General features: G+C 71.4%; 15 protein-coding genes. 3 read left to right on the forward strand and 12 right to left on the reverse strand.

Annotated features, from left to right (window positions below; genetic code table 11):
- Positions 1-27: 27 nt before the first annotated feature.
- From AC06E6_RS15415 to AC06E6_RS15440, 6 genes are all read right to left on the reverse strand, one after another.
- Positions 28-1,395, reverse strand: coding sequence for an NAD-dependent succinate-semialdehyde dehydrogenase (locus tag AC06E6_RS15415; protein ID WP_478061894.1), 1,368 nt, complete (start codon positions 1,393-1,395; stop codon positions 28-30).
- A 156-nt stretch (positions 1,396-1,551) separates the two neighbouring features.
- A complete protein-coding gene (locus tag AC06E6_RS15420; protein ID WP_104938473.1) occupies positions 1,552-2,397 on the reverse strand; it encodes an ABC transporter permease subunit in 846 nt (281 codons plus the stop codon).
- Positions 2,394-3,320, reverse strand: coding sequence for an ABC transporter permease subunit (locus AC06E6_RS15425; protein WP_478061895.1), 927 nt, complete (start codon positions 3,318-3,320; stop codon positions 2,394-2,396). The genes AC06E6_RS15420 and AC06E6_RS15425 overlap by 4 nt, the downstream gene beginning before the upstream one ends.
- Complete coding sequence (locus AC06E6_RS15430) at positions 3,317-4,459, reverse strand: ABC transporter ATP-binding protein (RefSeq protein WP_056932098.1); 1,143 nt, start codon at positions 4,457-4,459, stop codon at positions 3,317-3,319. The genes AC06E6_RS15425 and AC06E6_RS15430 overlap by 4 nt, the downstream gene beginning before the upstream one ends.
- A 261-nt stretch (positions 4,460-4,720) precedes the next feature.
- The gene (locus tag AC06E6_RS15435) at positions 4,721-5,848 is read right to left on the reverse strand and encodes a polyamine ABC transporter substrate-binding protein (protein ID WP_161615429.1); all 1,128 of its coding nucleotides are present in this window, start codon (positions 5,846-5,848) and stop codon (positions 4,721-4,723) included.
- A 132-nt stretch (positions 5,849-5,980) separates the two neighbouring features.
- On the reverse strand, positions 5,981-7,372 hold the full coding sequence (locus tag AC06E6_RS15440; protein WP_161615428.1) for a glutamine synthetase family protein: 1,392 nt from the start codon (positions 7,370-7,372) through the stop codon (positions 5,981-5,983).
- A 175-nt stretch (positions 7,373-7,547) separates the two neighbouring features.
- Here AC06E6_RS15440 and AC06E6_RS15445 point away from each other — a divergent pair, with 175 nt between their 5' ends.
- On the forward strand, positions 7,548-8,840 hold the full coding sequence (locus tag AC06E6_RS15445) for an NAD(P)/FAD-dependent oxidoreductase (protein WP_478061897.1): 1,293 nt from the start codon (positions 7,548-7,550) through the stop codon (positions 8,838-8,840).
- Positions 8,841-8,888: 48 nt separating this feature from the next.
- Here AC06E6_RS15445 and AC06E6_RS15450 read toward each other — a convergent pair whose 3' ends face one another.
- From AC06E6_RS15450 to AC06E6_RS15475, 6 genes are all read right to left on the reverse strand, one after another.
- Complete coding sequence (locus AC06E6_RS15450) at positions 8,889-10,145, reverse strand: TolC family protein (protein WP_478061899.1); 1,257 nt, start codon at positions 10,143-10,145, stop codon at positions 8,889-8,891.
- Positions 10,142-10,444, reverse strand: a complete 303-nt coding sequence (locus AC06E6_RS15455) for a DUF3240 family protein (RefSeq protein WP_104938468.1) — start codon at positions 10,442-10,444, stop codon at positions 10,142-10,144. The genes AC06E6_RS15450 and AC06E6_RS15455 overlap by 4 nt, the downstream gene beginning before the upstream one ends.
- The gene (locus AC06E6_RS15460; protein ID WP_478061900.1) at positions 10,444-13,503 is read right to left on the reverse strand and encodes an efflux RND transporter permease subunit; all 3,060 of its coding nucleotides are present in this window, start codon (positions 13,501-13,503) and stop codon (positions 10,444-10,446) included. Before AC06E6_RS15460 ends, AC06E6_RS15455 begins: the two co-directional genes overlap by 1 nt.
- Before the next feature lie 4 nt (positions 13,504-13,507).
- On the reverse strand, positions 13,508-14,590 hold the full coding sequence (locus tag AC06E6_RS15465; protein WP_478061902.1) for an efflux RND transporter periplasmic adaptor subunit: 1,083 nt from the start codon (positions 14,588-14,590) through the stop codon (positions 13,508-13,510).
- Positions 14,591-14,846: 256 nt separating this feature from the next.
- Complete coding sequence (locus AC06E6_RS15470) at positions 14,847-16,244, reverse strand: sensor histidine kinase (RefSeq protein WP_478061904.1); 1,398 nt, start codon at positions 16,242-16,244, stop codon at positions 14,847-14,849.
- Complete coding sequence (locus tag AC06E6_RS15475; RefSeq protein WP_478061905.1) at positions 16,231-16,896, reverse strand: response regulator transcription factor; 666 nt, start codon at positions 16,894-16,896, stop codon at positions 16,231-16,233. The genes AC06E6_RS15470 and AC06E6_RS15475 overlap by 14 nt, the downstream gene beginning before the upstream one ends.
- A 158-nt stretch (positions 16,897-17,054) precedes the next feature.
- On the opposite strand from AC06E6_RS15475, the gene AC06E6_RS15480 reads away from it, so the two are divergent.
- The gene (locus tag AC06E6_RS15480; protein WP_478061907.1) at positions 17,055-18,383 is read left to right on the forward strand and encodes a GGDEF domain-containing protein; all 1,329 of its coding nucleotides are present in this window, start codon (positions 17,055-17,057) and stop codon (positions 18,381-18,383) included.
- A 70-nt stretch (positions 18,384-18,453) separates the two neighbouring features.
- Positions 18,454-18,915, forward strand: a complete 462-nt coding sequence (locus AC06E6_RS15485) for a bacteriohemerythrin (protein ID WP_054664537.1) — start codon at positions 18,454-18,456, stop codon at positions 18,913-18,915.
- The last annotated feature ends 85 nt before the right edge of the window (positions 18,916-19,000 follow it).

Genomic DNA, 19,000 nt, shown 5'->3' on the forward strand with positions numbered 1-19,000 from the left:
GACCCCTGTACGGGGCAAGCCCCGTACCTACGCCACGTAGACGGTCTTGATGTTGGTGAACTCGCGGATGCCGTGCTCGGCCAGTTCGCGGCCGAAACCCGAGCGTTTGGTGCCGCCGAACGGCAGCCGCGCGTCGCTCCTGACCACGGCATTGACGAACGCCGCGCCGCACTGCAGCTGCGCGGCGACCCGCTCGCCGCGGGCGGCATCGCCGCTCCACACGCTGCCGCCGAGCCCGAACGCGGTGTCGTTGGCCACCCGCACCGCCTCGGCTTCGTCCTTGACCCGCAGGATCGCCGCCACCGGGCCGAACAGCTCCTCCTCGTAGGCCGGCATGCCCGGCGCGACATGGTCGAGGATCGACGCCGGGTAGCCGGCATGGGTGCCGGCCAGCGGCTCGCAGCCCAGCAACGCCCGGGCGCCCTGGTCGATGCTCTGGCGCACCTGCCGGTGCAGGCCGTCGCGCAGGTCGGCGCGCGCCAGCGGCGCCAGCGTGGTGGCCTCGTCCTGCGGGTCGCCGTACACCCGTGCCTTCGCCGCCTCGACGAAGCGCTGCACGAAGCGGTCGGCGATGGCATCCACCAGCACGAAGCGCTTGGCGGCGATGCAGGTCTGCCCGGCATTGTCGAAGCGCGACTTCACCGCCGCGGCGACGGCGGCGTCGAGGTCGGCGTCGTCCAGCACCACGAAGGCGTCGCTGCCGCCCAGCTCCATCACGCACTTCTTCAACTGGTCGCCGGCGTTGGCGGCGATCGAGCGCCCGGCACGCTCGCTGCCGGTCAGGGTGACCGCCTTGACCCGGCGATCGCGCAGCACGGCGGCCGCCTGCTCGTTGTCGATGTGCAGCACGCCGAACACCCCGGCCGGCATGCCGGCATCGGCCAGCACCGCGGCGATCAGGTCGGCGCAGCCGGGCACGTTGCTGGCGTGCTTGAGCAGCGCCACGTTGCCGGCCATCAGCGACGGCGCCAGGAAGCGGAACACCTGCCATATCGGGAAATTCCATGGCATCACCGCCAGCACGCAGCCGATCGGCGGGTACACCACGTAACTGCGCTGCGCCTCGGTCGCGATCGGCTGCGGGCTGAGGTAAGCGGCGGCGTGGTCGGCGTAGTACTCGCAGGCCGCCGCGCTCTTCTCGATCTCGGCCAGCGCCTCGCCGCGCAGCTTGCCCATTTCCCGGGTCATCGCGTGCTGGATCTCGTCGCGGCGCGCGCGCAGCGCCGCGGCCACCTGGCGCAGCAGCGCGCCGCGCTGCGCCAGCGGCAGGCCCGACCACGCCGGGAACGCCGCCTGCGCGGCGGCCAGCCGCTGCTCGACGGCGACGGCGCTCATCAGCTCGACCGTGCGCAGGACGCGGCCGTCGAAGGGGTTGAGGGTCTGGTACGAAGTCATTGCGCTGCACCTGCATCCAAGGAAGGCCCGCAGGATAGCGCCGGTGACGTTGCGTTCGCGTTGACGGGTGTGGTGCCGGGCAAGCCGGCGCTTACGGCGCAGGGCCGCCGCAGGCACCACGGATGCGGGGCTTGCCCGCGTGGCCGTCGAGGCGGCTCAACCGTTGTCCTGCAGCGCCAGCTGCATGTCGCGCTGGCGCCGCCGGTCGGCGCGGGCGGAGATCCACCAGCCGAGGACCGCCACGGTCGACACCGCCAGCACCAGCAGCGTGGCCAGCGCGTTGATCTTGGGGCTCACGCCCATGCGCACCGAGGCGAAGATCTTCATCGGCAGCGTGGTCGAGCTGGGCCCGGCGACGAAGCTGGCGATCACCACGTCGTCCAGCGACAGGGTGAAGGCCAGCAGCCAGCCGGACAGCAGCGCCGGGGCGATGATCGGCAGGGTGATCAGGAAGAACACCTTGAGCCGGTTGGCGCCCAGGTCCATGGCCGCCTCTTCCAGCGAGCGGTCCAGCTCCTGCAGGCGCGAGGACACCACCACGGTCACGAACGACAGGGTAAAGGTGACGTGCGCGATCCAGATCGCCACCACGCCCTTGGACGGCAGCCCGAACAGGCCGCCCATCGACACCAGCATCAGCAGGATCGACAGGCCGATGATCACCTCCGGCATCACCAGCGGCGCGGTCACCAGCGCGCCGAACACGGTCTTGCCGGGGAAGCGGCGGAAGCGGGTCATCGCCATCGCCGCCATGGTGCCGAGCACCATCGACGCGCTCGCGGTCCAGAACGCGACCTTGACGCTGACCCAGGCCGCGTCCAGCAGCTGCCGGTCGCGCAGCAGCTCGCCGTACCACTGCGTGGAAAAGCCCGCCCACACCGTCGCCAGCCGCGAGGCGTTGAACGAGTACAGCATCAGCAGCAGGATCGGCAGGTACAGGAAGGCGAAGCCGAGCAGCAGCACGCCCCAGCCCAGCCAGCGGTGGCCACGGACGCCGCTCATGCCAGCTTCCCTTCCAGCGTGCGTTGCTGGGAGCGGTTGAAGATGAGGATCGGGACCAGCAGCAGGAGCAGCATCACGACCGCCACCGCCGAGGCCAGCGGCCAGTCGCGGTTGTTGAAGAATTCGCCCCACAGCACGCGGCCGATCATCAGCGTGTCCGGCCCGCCGAGCATTTCCGGGATGACGAATTCGCCCACCGCCGGGATCATCACCAGCATGCAGCCGGCGACGATGCCGCTGCGCGACAGGGGCAGGGTGATGCGCATGAACGCCTGCCATGGCCTGGCGCCAAGGTCGTAGGCCGCCTCCAGCAGGCGGTGGTCGAGCTTGACCAGGTTGGCGTACAGCGGCAGCACCATGAACGGCAGGTAGCAGTAGACGATGCCGATATAGGCCGCCAGCGGCGTGTACAGGATCTGCAGCGGCTGGTCGATCAGGCCCATGCCCAGCAGCGTGCGGTTGACCAGGCCGTTGCTGTCGAGGATGCCGATCCAGGCATAGACGCGGATCAGGAACGAGGTCCACGACGGCAGCACCACCAGCATCATCGCGATGTTGCGCGCCGACGGCGACAGGCGCGAAATGACGTAGGCCATCGGGTAGCCGATCAGCAGGGTGAACACGGTGGCGATGACCGCGATCCGGATCGAGCTGAGGTAGGCGACCACGTACTGGCTGTCGGCGAACAGCTGGGTGTAGTTGCCCAGGTTGAGGTTGACGGTGAAGGCGTTGTCCACGTACGCCACGATGGACGTATACGGCGGCATCGCCACCGCCATCTTCGCGAACGAGATCTTCATCACGATCAGGAACGGGATCGCGAAGAACAGCAGCAGCCACAGGTAGGGCACGCCGATCACGCCGGCGCGGACGCCCGGCAGCCAGCGCCGCCAACCGCCAGGGTTCGGCCCGCGCGCGCTCATGAAGTCAGCACCACGCCGTCGTTGTCGTCCCAGCTCACCCAGACCTCGTCGTTCCAGGTGATGCCGTCGCTGTCCCAGCGCTTCATGTTGGCGAAGTTGGACAGGATCTTGGCGCCGCTGGGCAGGCGCACGTGGTAGACCGAGTGGCTGCCGAAGTAGGCGATGTCCTCGACCACCCCGAACGCCTTGTTGGTGTCGCCGGCGGGCTCGTCCTTGGCGATGTGCACCTTTTCCGGGCGCAGCGCGAACGCCACCGGCTGCCCTTCATAACCGGTGATGCCGTGGCCGACGTAGATCGGCGCCGGGAAGTCGGCGGTGCGCACGGTGACGTACTCGGGCAGGTCCTCGTCGATCACGCCCTCGAACAGGTTGACCGAGCCGATGAAGCCGGCGACGAAGCGGTTGGCCGGCTGCTCGTAGATGTCGTCCGGCTTGCCGATCTGCTGGATCCAGCCCTGGTCCATCACCGCGATGCGGGTGGCCATGGTCATGGCCTCTTCCTGGTCGTGGGTGACCATCACGCAGGTCACGCCGAGCTGTTCGATGATGTTGACCAGCTCCAGCTGCATCTTCGAGCGCAGCTTTTTGTCCAGCGCGCCCATCGGCTCGTCCAGCAGCAGCAGCTTGGGGCTCTTGGCCAGCGAGCGCGCCAGTGCCACGCGCTGCTGCTGGCCGCCGGAGAGCTGGTGCGGCTTGCGCTTGCCCAGCTTCTGCAGCTGCACCAGTTCCAGCATCTCGCCGACGCGGCGGGCGATGGCGTCGCGCGCCATGCCGTCCTGCTTCAGGCCGAAGGCGATGTTCTGCTCCACGGTCATGTGCGGGAACAGCGCATAGGACTGGAACATCATGTTGATCGGCCGCTCGTAGGGCGGCAGCGCGTTGATCTCCTGGCCGTCGAGCAGGATCCGGCCGCGGGTCGGGGTCTCGAAGCCGGCCAGGCAGCGCAGCAGCGTGGACTTGCCGCTGCCCGAGCCGCCCAGCAGCGCGAAGATCTCGCCCTTGCGCACGTCCAGGTTGACGTCGTCGACGGCGACGAAGCCATCGAACTCCTTGCGCAGGTCGCGGATGGACAGGTAGCCGGGCTCGCTGTTCAGGGCGATGGCGTCGGGCCGGATGTCGGGCTTGGCATCAACGGGCATGAAGGGTTCCGGGAACGGGCGGGACGGACGGGCGCGCGTAGTGTAGTGCCGGCGTTTTGCCGGGGACACCCTGCCGTTCCACGCAGGAATGCCCTGTTCGACGCGGTATGGACCGGGTGGCGCGCCAGAAATGCCGGCCGAAGGAGAAGCCCCCCTTGGAGTCCAAGGGGGGCGCGCCATAGGCGCGGGGGATGTGGATGAAGATGAGCCGGGGCCCAGGGTTTGCCTTGCAAACCTTGGGGAACTACGCGAATGCGTGGTTCAGCGCCCGGTCTTGATCTCGGTCCAGAGCCGGGTATAGAGCTTGTCCACTTCCGGCGGGTTGATCGCGTAGGTGAACATCTTCGCCGCCACGTCCTGCGGCGGATAGATGGTGCGGTCCTCGCGGATCGCCGCGTCCACCAGCGGCGTGGCCGGCTTCACCGGGTTGGCGTAGTGGGTGACGTTGGTGTTGTTGGCGGCCACCTGCGGCTCGAGCAGGTAGTTGATGAACGCATAGGCGTTCTGCGGGTGCTTGGCGTCCTTCGGGATGGCCAGCATGTCGAACCACTGCGGCGCGCCTTCCTTCGGGATCGAATAGGCCACTTCCACGTCGTTGCCGGCCTCCTCGGCGCGGTCGCGGGCCTGGATGATGTCGCCCGACCAGCCCACCACCAGGCAGGTGCTGCCATTGGCCAGCGAACCGACGTACTGGCTGGAGTGGAAGTTCTGCACGTACGGGCGGATGCTCTTGAGCAGGTCCGCGGCCTTCTGGATGGTGGCCGGGTCGGTGCTGTGCGGGTCCTGGCCCAGGTAGTGCAGCGCGATCGGGATCATGTCCGCCGGGGTGTCGAGAAGGGTGACCCCGCAATCCTTCATCCTGGCGATGTTCTCCGGCTTGAACACCAGGTCCCAGCTGCCGGCGATGTCGGTGCTGCCGCCGAAGCGCTCCTTGAGCTTGGCCACGTTGTAGCCGATGCCGGTGGTGCCCATCATGTACGGCACGCCGTACTTGTTTTCCGGGTCCTGGCCGGCGATGCGCGCCATCACCTCCGGGTCGAGGTTGGCCAGGTTCGGGATCTTGCTCTTGTCCAGCGGCAGGAACACGCCGGCCTGGATCTGGCGGCCGAAGAAGTTCAGCGTCGGCACCACGATGTCGTAGCCGCTGTCGCCGGTCAGCAGCTTGGTCTCGACCATCTCGTCGCTGTCGAACACGTCGTAGGTGACCTTGATGCCGGTCGCCTTCTCGAAGTTCGGGATGGTGTCCTCGGCGATGTAATCCGAGTAGTTGTAGACGTTGAGGACCTTGGCCTCGCCGCCAGCGTCGGCGGTCGGGGCGCCCTGCTCCTTGCCACCACAGGCGGCAAGCAGGGACAGGGCGACGCCAGCGGTCAGGATGCGCAGATTCATGGGTTCTCCAGTGTGATCCGGGAGGGGCCGGCTGAACCGGCGTGGCCGGCCATTGTCCCACGAAGCACCGGCCGGGGCGACGCCGCCCGCCCCGGCCTTCACCCCGGAGCGCCGGCTGCGGCCGCCGCGCGTTCACACGTTGAGCAGCAGGAATTCGCGCTCCCAGGAGCTGATGACGCGGAAGAAGGTCTCGTATTCCTTGCGCTTGACCGACACATAGGCCCGGCAGAAGCGGGGGCCGAGCAGCGCCTGCAACGGCGCGCAGCCTTCCAGCCCGTCCAGCGCCTCGCCCAGCGAGCGCGGCAGTGCATAGCCCGGCGCCTTGGCATTGCCGGCCACCGGCGCGGTCGGGGTGAGCTTCTCGCGGATGCCGAGCAGGCCGCAGGCCAGGGTCGCGGCGATCGCCAGGTAGGGGTTGGCGTCGGAGCCGGCGAAGCGGCTTTCCACGCGGCTGTTCTCCAGGCTGTCGATCGGCACCCGCAGCCCGCAGGTGCGGTTGTCGAAGCCCCATTCCACGTTGCTCGGCGACACCTCGCCGAACACCAGGCGGCGGTAGGAGTTCACGTTCGGGGCGAAGAACGCCATCGCCATCGGCACGTACTTCTGCAGCCCGGCCAGGTACTGCATGAACAGCGCGCTGTACTCGCCCTCGCCTTCACCGGCGAACACGTTGGCGCCGTCACGGGTGCGCAGCAGGCTCTGGTGGATGTGCATGGCGCTGCCCGGCTCGTTCTCCATCGGCTTGGCCAGGAAGGTGGCGTACACCCCGTGGCGCAGCGCCGCCTCGCGCATGGTGCGCTTGAACAGGAACACCTGGTCGGCCAGCGCCATGGCGTCGGCGTGGGTGAAGTTCACCTCCAGCTGCGCCGCGCCGGATTCGTGGATCAGCGTGTCCACGTCCAGCTGCATCGCGTCGCAGTAGTCGTACATCAGGTCGAGGATCGGGTCGAATTCATTGACCGCGTCGATCGAATACGACTGGCGCGCGGTTTCCGGGCGGCCGGAGCGGCCGGCGGGCGGCAGCAGCGGAAAGTCCGGGTCGGTGTTCTTCTGCACCAGGAAGAACTCCACTTCGGGCGCGACGATCGGCTTGAGCCCCAGTTCCTCGTAGGCGGCCAGCACCCGCCGCAGCACGTTGCGCGGCGCCAGCTCGTGCGGCTGCCCGCTGCGGGTGTAGCAGTCATGGATGACCTGCGCGGTCGGGTCGGTCGCCCACGGCACCATGCGCACCGTGTCCGGGTCCGGGCGCAGCACCATGTCCGAATCGGCCGGCGCCACCAGTTCGTAGTAGTCGTCGGGCGAGTCGCCGGTGACGGTGGTGGCGAAGATGCCCTCGGGCAGGCGCGTGCCGTAGTCGTGCGAGAACTTGTCGGCCGGGATGATCTTGCCGCGCGCATTGCCGGTGATGTCCGGCACCAGGCATTCGACCTCGGTGATGTTGCGCTGCTTGAGCCAGCGCAGCAGGGTGCTGTCTTCCTGCACGGCGGCGGGCTTGCGGGGGCGGGAACGGGGACGGGAGCTCATGACGGTTCGGCTTCGGTGGCATGACAGGCGCCCGCCACCGGTATGCAGGCCCTGCCCCGGTGGACAGGCGTGCTGGCACGCTACTGCCGCCCCGGCGTTTAGGCAACCGCCCGCCACCGTGCCCGGGGCAGCCCGGACACGTAGACTGCACTGCCCGCCTGCTTCGATGCGCCCGATGCCCGACGCCGCCGCCCGGCCCGACTATCCGCCCAGCTGGTATGCGGCCAGCCTGCCGCCGCTGGCGCCGCGCGCGCCGCTGCGTGGCCACGCGCGCGCCGACGTGGCGGTACTGGGCGCCGGCTACACCGGGCTGACCGCCGCCCTGGCGCTGGCCGAAAAGGGTTACCGGGTGAGCGTCCTGGAGGCCGAGCGGGTCGGCTGGGGCGCCTCCGGCCGCAATGGCGGGCAGGCGCTGGTGGGCTACGGCTGCGACGCGCAGACGCTGGAATCGCTGCTCGGCGAGCGCGATGCGCGGCTGCTGTTCGAGTTCTCGCGCGACGGCCTGCACCGGCTCAGGCAGCGCATCGCGCGCCACGGCATCGACTGCGACTGGCGCGATGGCCATGCCAGCGTGCCGATCCGCCGCCGCCAGGAACGGGCGCTGCGCGCGGACATGGATACCCTGGCGCGGCGCTACGATTACCCGTTGCAATGGTGGGACCGCGCGCAGTTGCGCCAGGTGCTGGCCAGCGACCGCTACCGCGGCGCGCTGTACGACCCGGGCAGCGGCCACCTGCACCCGTTGGCGTATGCGCAGGGGCTGGCGCGCGCGGCCGAGGCGGCCGGTGCCACGCTGCACGAACATTCGCCGGTGCAGCGACTGCAACGTGGCGCGCGCCCGGTCCTGCACACCGCGCAGGGCAGGCTCGAGGCCGACTTCGTGGTGCTGGCCGGCAACGCCTGGCTGCAGGGCATCGCCCCGGAACTGGAGACCCGGATGATGCCGGTCGGCACCTACATCGGCGCGACCACGCCGCTCGGCGCCGAACGCGTGCGTGCGCTGATCGGCAACGACATGGCCGTGGCCGACGTGAACTGGGCGCTGGACTATTTCCGCCTCAGCCGCGACCACCGGCTGCTGTTCGGCGGCCAGGCCAGCTATTCGGCGCTGCCGCCGCCGGGCCTGCGCGGAGTGATGACCCGGCGCATGCGCGCGGTGTTCCCGCAGCTGGCCGACGTGGAGCTGGAGTACGTCTGGGGCGGCTACATCGACATCACCCGCAACCGCGCCCCGCACTGGGGCCGGCTCGGGCCGAACATCTATTTCGCGCAGGGCTTTTCCGGCCACGGCGTGGCCAGCAGCGGCCTGGCCGGCGATGTCATCGCCGAGGCCATCGCCGGCCAGGCGCAGCGGCTGGACGTATTCGAACGGATCGCGCACCACCGCTTTCCCGGCGGCAGCGCGCTGCGCCGCCCGCTGCTGGTGGCGGCGATGGCCTGGTACAAGCTGCGCGACCTGCTGTGGTGAACCGCCGGCCGCGTGCGGCCGGGCCGTGTCCCGCGCCCGGCGCTGCGTTCAGGCGTCGTTGTCCCCGGCGTCATGCCACAGCTCGTGCGCGTCGACGCGGATGCGCAGGGCCGCCTCCAGTGCATTGGCACGGGCCTCGGCTTCGGCCAGCGCGCTGTCCTGTTCCTGGCGCTGCGCGGCGATCAGTTCGGCGATCCCGGCTTCGCCCAGCGCATAGGCGCGGCGGACCTTGCCGGTGCTGGCGCGCACCGCCTCCAGCGCCTGCCAGCTGTCGCGCCACAGCCGCCAGGCGGCATCGGCCTGGCGCACGGTCTGCTCGGCCTCGCGCTGGATCAGCCGGCGCGTGCCCTCGGCCACGGCGCTGCCGGCCTCGGCACTGGCGCGTTGCGCATCGGCATTGGCCGAACGCAGCGCGCCGCCGAACGGAATGCTGACCACCACGCCGAGCGAACGTTCCTCGCCGCCGCGCTCGTCCAGCCAGCGCAGGCCCACGCTGGGATCCGGGCGGCGCTCGGCGCGGGCGCGCAGGGCCGCGCGCTCCAGCCGTTCGGCCTCGCGCTCGGCGGCCCCGATCTCATGGCTGCGACCGACGATGTGGTCGATGTGGCGTTGCGCGCCGGTGTCGTCGGCGACCGGCTCGGGCAGCGCCGGCGCACGCTCCGGCAGCGGGATCGAGGGGAACGTGGTGCGCAGGGCGATGCGCGCGGCCTCGCAGCGCGCCGCCGCCGCGGTCGCCTGCGCGCGGACCTGCGCCGCCGCGGCCTGCGCGCTGTCGAGGTCGCGCCGGGCGGCATCGCCGGCAGCGACGCGGCGGGCGATGGCATCGCGGTCGCGCTGCACCAGCGCCAGCTGCGCCTGCGCCTGGGCCACCCCGGCTTCGGCCCGCAACCATTCCATCCATTGCGCCAGCAGCAGGCGCGCGGCCTGGTGCTCGGCGTCGGCCAGTTGCAGGCCGGCGACCTCGCGCCCCAGCCGGCCGATCTCGCGGTCCAGCCGTGCCTTGCCCGGCAGCCGCACGCCGCGGCTGAGCTGGGCTTCGTATTCGCGGTAGTCCAGGCCGCCCTGCACGCGCCGCTGCTGCGACATCAGGCTCAGGGTGGGTTCGTGCGGCCCGGCGGCCAGCCCGCGCGCCTCGGCCTCGGCGCGGCTGGCGCGCGCAGCGGCCGCCTGCACGTCCGGGTGCACGGCGATGGCCTGCAGGACCAGCGGCTCGGGCGGCAGGTAGGCGGCATCGGGCGCGGCCAGCGCCAGGCCGGGGCCGGCCAGCCACGCGGCCAGCGCCAGGGTCAGCCGCAGCGGCTTCATGCCAGCCTCCCGAAGCGTTCGACGATCTCGCTCCACCAGCGGATGTCGGCACCGGGCAGGCGCTGGCGCAGTCCGTCCAGCACCTCGTCCACGCGCTCGGCCGGCAGCACCAGCCAGGCCAGGTCGCGGGCGACGCGGCCACGTACGCGCTCGCGCACGCTGGCGGTATCGAAGCTGCTGCCATGGCCTTCGCCGTGCAGCGTGGTGAAACCGGGCAGGTCGGGCATGTCGAGCAGCGCGGCGATCACCGCGTCCTCCAGTACGGGGGAGAAAACCAGGTTCAGGCGACGCAGTTCCATCAACGGGCTCCGAAGCGGCGGAACAGGACCGGCAGCAGCAACAGCGTCAGTGCGGTCGAACTGACCAGCCCGCCGATCACCACGATCGCCAGCGGGCGCTGGATCTCCGAGCCGGGGCCGCTGGCGAACAGCAGCGGCACCAGCCCCAGGCCGGTGATGCTGGCGGTCATCAGCACCGGGCGCAGGCGCCGCCGCGCGCCTTCGCGCACCACCGTCGCCATGGCCATGCCGGTGGCGGACAACTGGTTGAAGTGCTCGACCAGCACCAGCCCGTTGAGCACCGCGATGCCGAGCAGGGCGATGAAGCCGATCGAGGCCGGCACCGACAGGTATTGGCCGGTCAGCCACAGCGCGAGCACGCCGCCGACCATCGCGAACGGCACGTTGCCCAGTACCAGCAGCGCCTGCCGCATCGAACCGAAGGTGGAGAACAGCACCAGGAAGATCAGGCCGATGGCCACCGGCACCACCATGCCCAGGCGCGCGGCGGCGCGCTGCTGGTTTTCGAACTGGCCGCCCCAGACGATGCGGTAGCCTTCGGGCAACGGCACCTCGCCGGCAACCCGGGCACGCGCCTCCTCGACGAAGCCGACCAGGTCGCGGCCGTCGACATTGGCCTGCACCAGGGCGAAGCGCGAGCCGTTCTCGCGGCGCACCGCCACCGGGCCGGTGCTGCGCTCGATCTGCGCCAGCGCCGACAACGGCACCTCGCCGGTGCCATCGCCGCGCGCCAGCAGCAGCCGCTCGAAGCGCGCCGGATCCTGCTGCACGCCGGCATCCCCGCGCACCAGCACCGGGATGCGCCGGTCCGGTGCGATCACCGTGCCGGCCGGCAGACCTTCGATCTGCGCGCGCAGTTCGTCCTGCACGTCGGCCACGGCCAGGCCGGCGCGGCCGGCGGCCTGGGCATCGATCTGCAGGCGCAGGTATTCCACGCCCTCGGCGGTCTGCGCCAGCACGTCCTGCGCGCCGGCCACGTCCTGCAGCACCTGCGCGATGCGCGTGCCGAGCTGGTTGACAGTGGCCAGCTCCGGCCCGAACACCTTGACCGCGACGTCGCCACGGCTGCCGGTGAGCATCTCGCTGACCCGCATCTCGATCGGCTGGGTGAAGCCGTAGTCGATGCCGGGGAAATCCTCCAGCACGGTGCGGATCTGGTCGGCCAGCCATTCCTTGTCCGGCCTGCGCCACTGCGCCTTGGGCTTGAGCTCCAGGAACACGTCACTCTCGTTCAGGCCCATCGGGTCCAGGCCCAGTTCGTCCGAGCCCACCCGCGCGATCACGTGCAGGATCTCCGGCACCCGTGCCTTCAGCGCCCGTTCCACCGCCAGGTCCTGTTCGACGCTGCTTTCGATGCCGATCGACGGCAGTTTGGCCAGCTGCACCAGCAGGTCGCCCTCGTCCATGGTCGGCAGGAAGGTCTTGCCGACCCCGAACCACGCCGCCACGCCCAGCAGCAAGGCCGCGCCGGCGCCGATCGCCACGCGCCGCGGCCGCGCCAGCGCACCGTCGAGCAGCGGCATGTACAGCGCGTCGAGCCTGCGCATCAGCCACGGCTCGGCGTGGGCGCGTTCGCGCAACAGCAGCGACGCCAGCACCGGGATCACCGTCAGCGACAGCAGCAGCGAGCCGGCCAGCGCGAACACGATGGTCAGCGCCACCGGGCCGAACAGCTTGCCCTCCAGGCCTTCCAGCGCCAGCAGCGGCAGGAACACCAGGCAGATGATGAGGATGCCCGAGGCCACCGGCGCGGCCACTTCGCGCACCGCGGCGAACACCCGGTGCAGGCGCGGCAGGCCCGCGCCGGACGCAGCCGGGTCGAGCCGGCTGACGGTGTTCTCCACCACCACCACCGCCGCATCGACCAGCATGCCGATGGCGATCGCCAGCCCGCCCAGGCTCATCAGGTTCGCGCTCATGCCGAACGCGCGCATCATCAGGAAGGTGAGCAGCGCCGCGAACGGCAGGGTCAGCGCCACCACCAGCGCCGCGCGCAGCTCGCCTAGGAACAGCAGCAGCAGCACCACCACCAGCACGGTGGCCTCGAGCAGGGCCTTGGTCACGGTGCCGACCGCGCGGTCGATCAGCGCGCTGCGGTCGTAGAACGGCTCCACCCGCACCCCGGCCGGCAATTGCGGCGCCAGTTCGGCCAGGCGCGCGCGCACCGCGCCGACCACCGCGCCGGCATCGGCGCCGCGCAGGCCGACCACGATGCCCTGCACCGCCTCGCCCTGGCCGTCGCGGGTGACCGCGCCATAGCGGGTCATTCCGGCCATGCGCACCTGGGCCACATCGCCGACCCGCAGGGGGATCCCATCCTGCACCCGCAACACGATGTTGCGCAGGTCCTCCAGCCCGCGCACCGCACCCTCGGCGCGGACCACCAGCGCTTCCTCGCCGTCGCCGAGACGACCGGAGCCGTCGTTGCGGTTGTTGCGCTCCAGCGCGTCGGCCAGGTCGCGGAAATGCAGGCCGGCGGCCGACAGCGCGGCGCGGTCGGGCACCACTACGTAGCTGCTCACCTCGCCGCCGAGCGCGTTCACGTCGGCCACGCCGGGGATGGTGCGCAGCGCCGGGCGGATCACCCAGTCCAGCAGCGCGCGGCGCTCGGCCAGCGGCAGGTCGCCGCCCTCGATGGTGAACATGAAAAGATCGGACAGCGGCGTGGCGATCGGCGCCAGCCCGCCGCCGACCCCGTCCGGCAGCGCGACGTTGCCGAAGCGCTCGGCGACCTGCTGCCGCGCCCAGTAGATGTCGGTGCCTTCGGCGAAGTCCAGGGTGATGTCGGCGATGGCGTACTTGGCGGTGGAGCGCAGCATGGTGCCGTTGGGCAGGCCGAGCAGCTCCAGCTCCAGCGGCGCGACGACGCGGCTCTCCACTTCCTCCGGGGTCATCCCCGGCGCCTTCAGGATCAGCTTGACCTGGGTCGGCGCGATGTCCGGGTAGGCATCCACCGGCAGTTCCAGGAACGCCAGCGCGCCGGCCAGCGCCAGCCCCGCGGCGGCCACCAGCACCAGCACCCGCTGGGTCAGGGAGAATTCGACCAGGCGTCCGAGCATTGGCTTACTCCCCGGCCGCCAGCAGCGCCTTCAATGCGCTGGTACCGGCCACCGCCACCGCGCTACCGGCCGCGAGCGGCCCGCGCACCACCACCTGGGTCGCCGATTCGCCCAGCACTTCGACGGTCACCACCCGGTAGCCGCCCTGCGTGGCGGCGAATACCACGCTGTCGCGGCCCACCCGTGCCAACGCACCGCGCGGCAGCGCCAGCGCCCCCTGCGGTGCCGGCAGCTCCAGCGTCACCGCCACCGGCTGGCCCGGCACCAGTGCGCTGGCGGCCGCGAAGCGCGCGCGCACCGGCACGGTCTGGCTGGCGCTATCGACCGCGCTGCCCACGGCGGTGATCCGGCCGCGCGCGTCGGTGCCGTCGATGCGCGCCACCTGCCCGGCCGCCAGGCGCATGCGTGCTGCCGCCGGCGCGCGGATGGCCACGTCCAGCTGCGCGGTATCGGCCACCACGAACGCGGCGGCCATGGCCTCCAGCGCCTGCCCCGGCGCCACCTTGCGCTCGAGCACGCGCCCGGCCAGCGGCGCGCGCAGTTCGTATTCGCCCGGCAGCCCGCCCCTGGCCGCCGGCGCCAGCGCCAGCGCCCGCGCGAACTGCGCCTGGGTGGCCCCGGTCTGCTCCTGCAGCGCGCGGCTGCTCTCGGCACGCGCGGCGGGCACGATGCCCTCGGCCAGCAGCTCGGCATCGCGTCGCGCCTGCCGCGCCGCCAGGCGTGCTTCGCTGGCCGCGCGCCCGGCGTCGGCCTCGAGCATCATCCGTTCGCGGCTCTGCACCCGTGCCAGCGGCGCACCGGCCGCGACCTGGCTGCCCTCGACCGCCAGCACCCGGGTCACCGTACCGGCGTACGGCGCGGTCACCACCGCGCTGCGCTCCAGCGCCGGCTCCACCGTCGCCGGCAGGTGTTCCAGCGGAATGCCGGTGGCCGCGACCGCCGCCGCGTTGCGCACGCCCAGCGCGCGCGCCTGCTCGGCCGGCAGGCGGATCGCCGCCGGCGCGGCGGCAGCCACCGCGGTGCAACTGGCCAGCAGCAGCGCCACGCCGAACGGCAGCGCCGGAAGGAAACGGGGACGGCAGGACATCGAACAACCTCGACGTGGGGTACGGGGTGCCGGGAGTCTGCCGGGCGTGGCTTTGGAAACGCTTAAGGCGCTCGAGTGCGAAGCAGTTGCGTTTGCGTCCCGCTGCCGGCATCCGGCGGGTTGCCGCCCGCGGCGTGCCTGCACACGGCGGCACGGCCCGGCGCGCACGGCGGTTGCGAGCGCGCCGGGCCAGTGGCTGCCGTGCACGATGGAGCGGCCGTGCTGGGTCGCACCGGCACGGCGGTGGCGACCGCGGTCAGGCCTCCGGCAGCGCCGGGAACGGGCCCAGGCGGGCGACCAGTTCGCCCGCTTCGAGGCGGAACTGCAGGTCCAGCGCCAGTATCCGCGCCAGGGTCCGCGCCAGGGCCAGGCCGAGGCCGCCATGGGTGTCGGGCGCATGCTCCGGGCGCTTGCGCCAGAAGCGCTCGCCCAGCCGCGGCAGGTCGCTGTCGTGCAGATCGGGCGCGGGATTGCGGACCTCGAGCCAGGCGCCCTCCGCCAGCACCCGCATCCCGGCCACGATGCGGCTGCCGGGCGGGGCGTATTCGGCGGCGTTCTGCAGCAGGTTGGCGACGATGCGCTCGAGCAGCGCGACGTCGCTCGACGTCCACCACTCCACCGCGCCATCGAGCTGGATGCGCGCGCCCGCGGACGTGGCCCGCGCCAATACCTGGCGCTGCTGCTCGAGCAGCGCGCGCAGGTCCAGCGGCTCCGGCTGCGGCTCGGCCTGACCGGACTCGTAGCGCGACAACGCCAGCAGGCCATCGACGCTGCGCTGCATGCGCTCCACCGCCGCCAGCGATATCGCCAGCGCCGCCGCCGCGCGACCGGGGTCGCCGCCGCGCAGCGCCAGCTCGGCGCTGGTGCGGATCTCGGCCAGCGGCGTGCGCAGTTCGTGGGCGACGTCGCGCGCGAACCGGCGTTCGCGTTCCAGCGCGTCGTAGAGGCGGCCGAACGCGCTGTCCAGCGCCGCGGCCAGCGGCGCCAGCTCGGTCGGCAGCGTCGCGTCGAGCAGCGGCACCTGCGCGGTTTCCGGCGACAGCGACCCCACCCGGCCGCCCAGCCGCAGCAGCGGCCGCAGGCCACGGTTGACCACCACGATCGCCAGCGCCGCCGCGCCCAGCGCCGCCAGCAGGCTGACCAGCAGCAGCGACAGGTGGATGCGCCGTTCCAGCAGGTCCACGTCGGTGCGTTCGATGGCGACGGTGAGCAGCGCCGCGCGCGGGTCGCCGGCCGGGCCCGGGGCCACCTGCTGTGCCACCGCACGGCCGCGGTGGCCGTCGGGAAGCACCAGGTCGTAATACAACGGCTCGGCGGCGGGCAGCCGCGGCGGGCGCGCCAGTGCCTGCGCGCCGCTGGAAGACGAGCGCGCGAGCACCGCGCCGGTGCGGTCCCAGATGGTGTAGAAATCGGTGTGCCCGTGCTCGCGGAACTCGGGCATCAGCGCATCCACCGGGGTGCCGCTGGCAAGCATGGCGCCGACCGCGCGCGCGCGGTCGAGCAGCTGCGCGTCCAGCCGCGCGTACAGGTGGTGGTCCAGCACCTGGTCCAGCAGCAGGAACAACACCACCAGCAGGCTGCCCAGCCCGCCCACCAGCGCCACGATCAGGCGCCGCCGGATCGACCTCAGCCAGTGCCGCTCAGACGACCACATAGCCGAACCCGCGGCGGGTCTCGATCAGGCCATCGACGCCGGCACGCGCGAGCTTGGCGCGCAGGGTGCTGACCAGTACCTCGATCACCTTGTCCGAGGCGGTGCTGCTGCCGGCATACAGCCGCTCGAACAGGCCGCCGCGGGTATGCACGCGGCCGCGCTCGCGCAGCAGCAGTTCCAGCAGCGCGTACTCCTTGGGCGACAACGCGATCGCCCCGTGCGGACCGGTCGCCAGGCAGGTCGCGGTATCCACGCTCAGCGCGCCGGCGACCAGCCGCGGCGACGCGTCTTCGAAGCGGCGCCGCGCCAGCGCCTTCAGCCGCGCCAGCAGTTCGTCGATGGCGAAGGGCTTGACCAGGTAGTCGTCGGCGCCGCGGTTGAGCGCCTCGACCCGGTCGCTGACCTGGTCGCGCGCGGACAGCACCAGCACGCGGGTGGCGCGCCGCTGCGCGCGCAGGCCGTCGAGCACCCCCAGCCCGTCGATGCCCGGCAGCGCCAGGTCCAGCACCATCAGGTCATAGTCGTAATGCGCCAGGAACCCCAGCGCCTGGCTGCCATCGGCGGCGGCGTCGACCGCGTGGCCCTCCGCGGCCAGGGCGATGGCCAGGCTCTCGCGCAGGGCGGTGGAATCCTCGACAAGCAACAACCGCATGGGGCAGACGACATCACCGGAGACCGCGGCATCATGCCCTGTCCGTCCGGCCAATGCACCGCGGGCCTGTCATGCCGCCGTCGCCGGCGCCGGGCTAAAGTCCGCCGCGCGCCGGCCGCTAACTGCTTGCGACGACCCGCCACCGGATTCCCCCACCCATGACAGTGTCGCCGCCGGCCGGCTTCGACAGCCGACCGATCCCCCCCCTGCCCCAGCGCATCCTGCTGGTCGAGAACTCGCGCACCTTCACCACGATGCTGCGCGAGGCCATCGAACAGCGCCTGGAGCTGCCGGTGAGCGTTGCGTCCTCGCTGGCCGAGGCCGGCGCCCTGCTCGACGCCGAGGACGACTGGTTCCTGGTGCTGACCGGGCTGGTGCTTGCCGACGGCGACCGCGACGGCGTGGTGGCCTACTTCGTCGAACGCGGGCTGCCGACCATCGTGGTCAGCAGCGTCTACGACGAGGACCTGCGCCGGCGGGTGCTGCAGCAGGACATCATCGACTACGTCCTGAAGAACACGCCCGGCAGCCTGGATTACCTGGTGTGGCTGGTGCAGCGGCTGGAGCGCAACCGCCGCATCTCGGCGCTGGTGGTGGACGACTCACCGTCGGCGCGCGGCTACGCCGCCTCGCTGCTGGCCATGTACGGCTACCGCGTCGCCCAGGCCGGCGACGGCCCGGCCGCGCTGCAGGCGCTGGAAGCGGACCCGGCGATCCGCCTGGCCATCGTCGACCAGGAAATGCCGGGGATGGACGGGGTCGAGCTGACCCGCCGGCTGCGCGCCCTGCGCGCGCGCGACCGGGTGGCGGTGATCGGCATCTCCGGCAACTCCGACCCGTCGCTGATCCCGCGCTTCCTGAAGAACGGCGCCAACGACTTCCTGCGCAAACCCTTCTCGCGCGAGGAGTTCTTCTGCCGGGTGTCGCAGAACGTCGACCAGCTGGAGCTGATCGGCACCCTGCAGGACCTGGCCACCCGCGACTTCCTCACCGGCCTGCCCAACCGCCGCAGCTTCCTGGAGCGCAGCCAGCGCCAGCTGGAGCGGCGCGCCGCCGATGCCGGCAGCGTGGCGGTGGCGATGGTCGACATCGACCATTTCAAGCACATCAACGACAGCCTCGGCCACGAGGCCGGCGACCAGGCACTGCGCGCGGTGGCCGGGGTCCTGCACGCCCACACCCGGCCGCAGGACCTGAGCGCCCGTTTCGGCGGCGAGGAGTTCTGCCTGCTGGTCACCGTGGAGGACGAGGACGCCTGCGCGCGCCATTTCGAACAGCTGCGCGCGGCCGTGGCCGCGCTGGAGCTGACCCTAGGCGGCAGCACGCTGCGCATGACCGTGAGCATCGGCGTGTGCCGCATGCCGGCGCACAGCTGCACGCTGCACGCGCTGATCGCCGAGGCCGACCGCCAGCTCTACCTGGCCAAGGCCGGCGGCCGCAACCGGGTGCGCGGCATTACCCTGGACGAAACCGCCTGCGTGCTTTGATCCAGATCAACGCGGCGCGCCGCCGCCCTGCCTAGAGTGCGCCCGACAGCACCTACTTGGAGAAGCGGCGGTGGCACTTTTGGTCTGGCAGGACGATCTCAACACGGGCGTGGAGGTCATCGACCACCAGCACATGCGCATCGTGGAGATGCTCAACCACCTGCACGTGACCCAGAAGAGCATGGAGCGCGTCGCCGTGGGCGAGGTGATCGACGAGCTGATCGACTACACCCTGTCGCACTTCGCCTTCGAGGAAGAGCTCATGGAGGAGGCGGGCTACCCGTTCTGCGCCGCGCACAAGCGCGTGCACGAGGTGTTCATCAAGCGCGTCTCCGAGTACCGCATGCGTTTCGAGTCGGGCGAGGACATCACCGACGACCTGCGCAACATGCTCTCGCGCTGGCTGTTCAACCACATCCGCGGCGACGACAAGGCCTACGCCGAGCACGTCAAGCGCCACCTCAACAAGTTCGCCCGCGAACACGAGGAAGGCGGCTGGCTCGGGCGCACGCTCAAGCGCCTGTTCCGCTGAGCGCAGCGCACGCCTGCCGGCGCCGCGCGGCGCATGGCGGCTCGTGCACCATGGAACCGCCGGGAACGATGCCCGGCACCCGGCC

The organism is Stenotrophomonas sp. Steno-Z10-HUANG (assembly GCF_056393075.1).

Bases quoted from the DNA above. Each gene is read 5' to 3' on its own strand.
- AC06E6_RS15415 (WP_478061894.1), bottom strand. From the start codon at position 1,395: ATGACTTCGTACCAGACCCTCAACCCCTTCGACGGCCGCGTCCTGCGC.
- AC06E6_RS15420 (WP_104938473.1), bottom strand. From the start codon at position 2,397: ATGAGCGGCGTCCGTGGCCACCGCTGGCTGGGCTGGGGCGTGCTGCTG.
- AC06E6_RS15425 (WP_478061895.1), bottom strand. From the start codon at position 3,320: ATGAGCGCGCGCGGGCCGAACCCTGGCGGTTGGCGGCGCTGGCTGCCG.
- AC06E6_RS15430 (WP_056932098.1), bottom strand. From the start codon at position 4,459: ATGCCCGTTGATGCCAAGCCCGACATCCGGCCCGACGCCATCGCCCTG.
- AC06E6_RS15435 (WP_161615429.1), bottom strand. From the start codon at position 5,848: ATGAATCTGCGCATCCTGACCGCTGGCGTCGCCCTGTCCCTGCTTGCC.
- AC06E6_RS15440 (WP_161615428.1), bottom strand. From the start codon at position 7,372: ATGAGCTCCCGTCCCCGTTCCCGCCCCCGCAAGCCCGCCGCCGTGCAG.
- AC06E6_RS15445 (WP_478061897.1), top strand. From the start codon at position 7,548: ATGCCCGACGCCGCCGCCCGGCCCGACTATCCGCCCAGCTGGTATGCG.
- AC06E6_RS15450 (WP_478061899.1), bottom strand. From the start codon at position 10,145: ATGAAGCCGCTGCGGCTGACCCTGGCGCTGGCCGCGTGGCTGGCCGGC.
- AC06E6_RS15455 (WP_104938468.1), bottom strand. From the start codon at position 10,444: ATGGAACTGCGTCGCCTGAACCTGGTTTTCTCCCCCGTACTGGAGGAC.
- AC06E6_RS15460 (WP_478061900.1), bottom strand. From the start codon at position 13,503: ATGCTCGGACGCCTGGTCGAATTCTCCCTGACCCAGCGGGTGCTGGTG.
- AC06E6_RS15465 (WP_478061902.1), bottom strand. From the start codon at position 14,590: ATGTCCTGCCGTCCCCGTTTCCTTCCGGCGCTGCCGTTCGGCGTGGCG.
- AC06E6_RS15470 (WP_478061904.1), bottom strand. From the start codon at position 16,244: ATGTGGTCGTCTGAGCGGCACTGGCTGAGGTCGATCCGGCGGCGCCTG.
- AC06E6_RS15475 (WP_478061905.1), bottom strand. From the start codon at position 16,896: ATGCGGTTGTTGCTTGTCGAGGATTCCACCGCCCTGCGCGAGAGCCTG.
- AC06E6_RS15480 (WP_478061907.1), top strand. From the start codon at position 17,055: ATGACAGTGTCGCCGCCGGCCGGCTTCGACAGCCGACCGATCCCCCCC.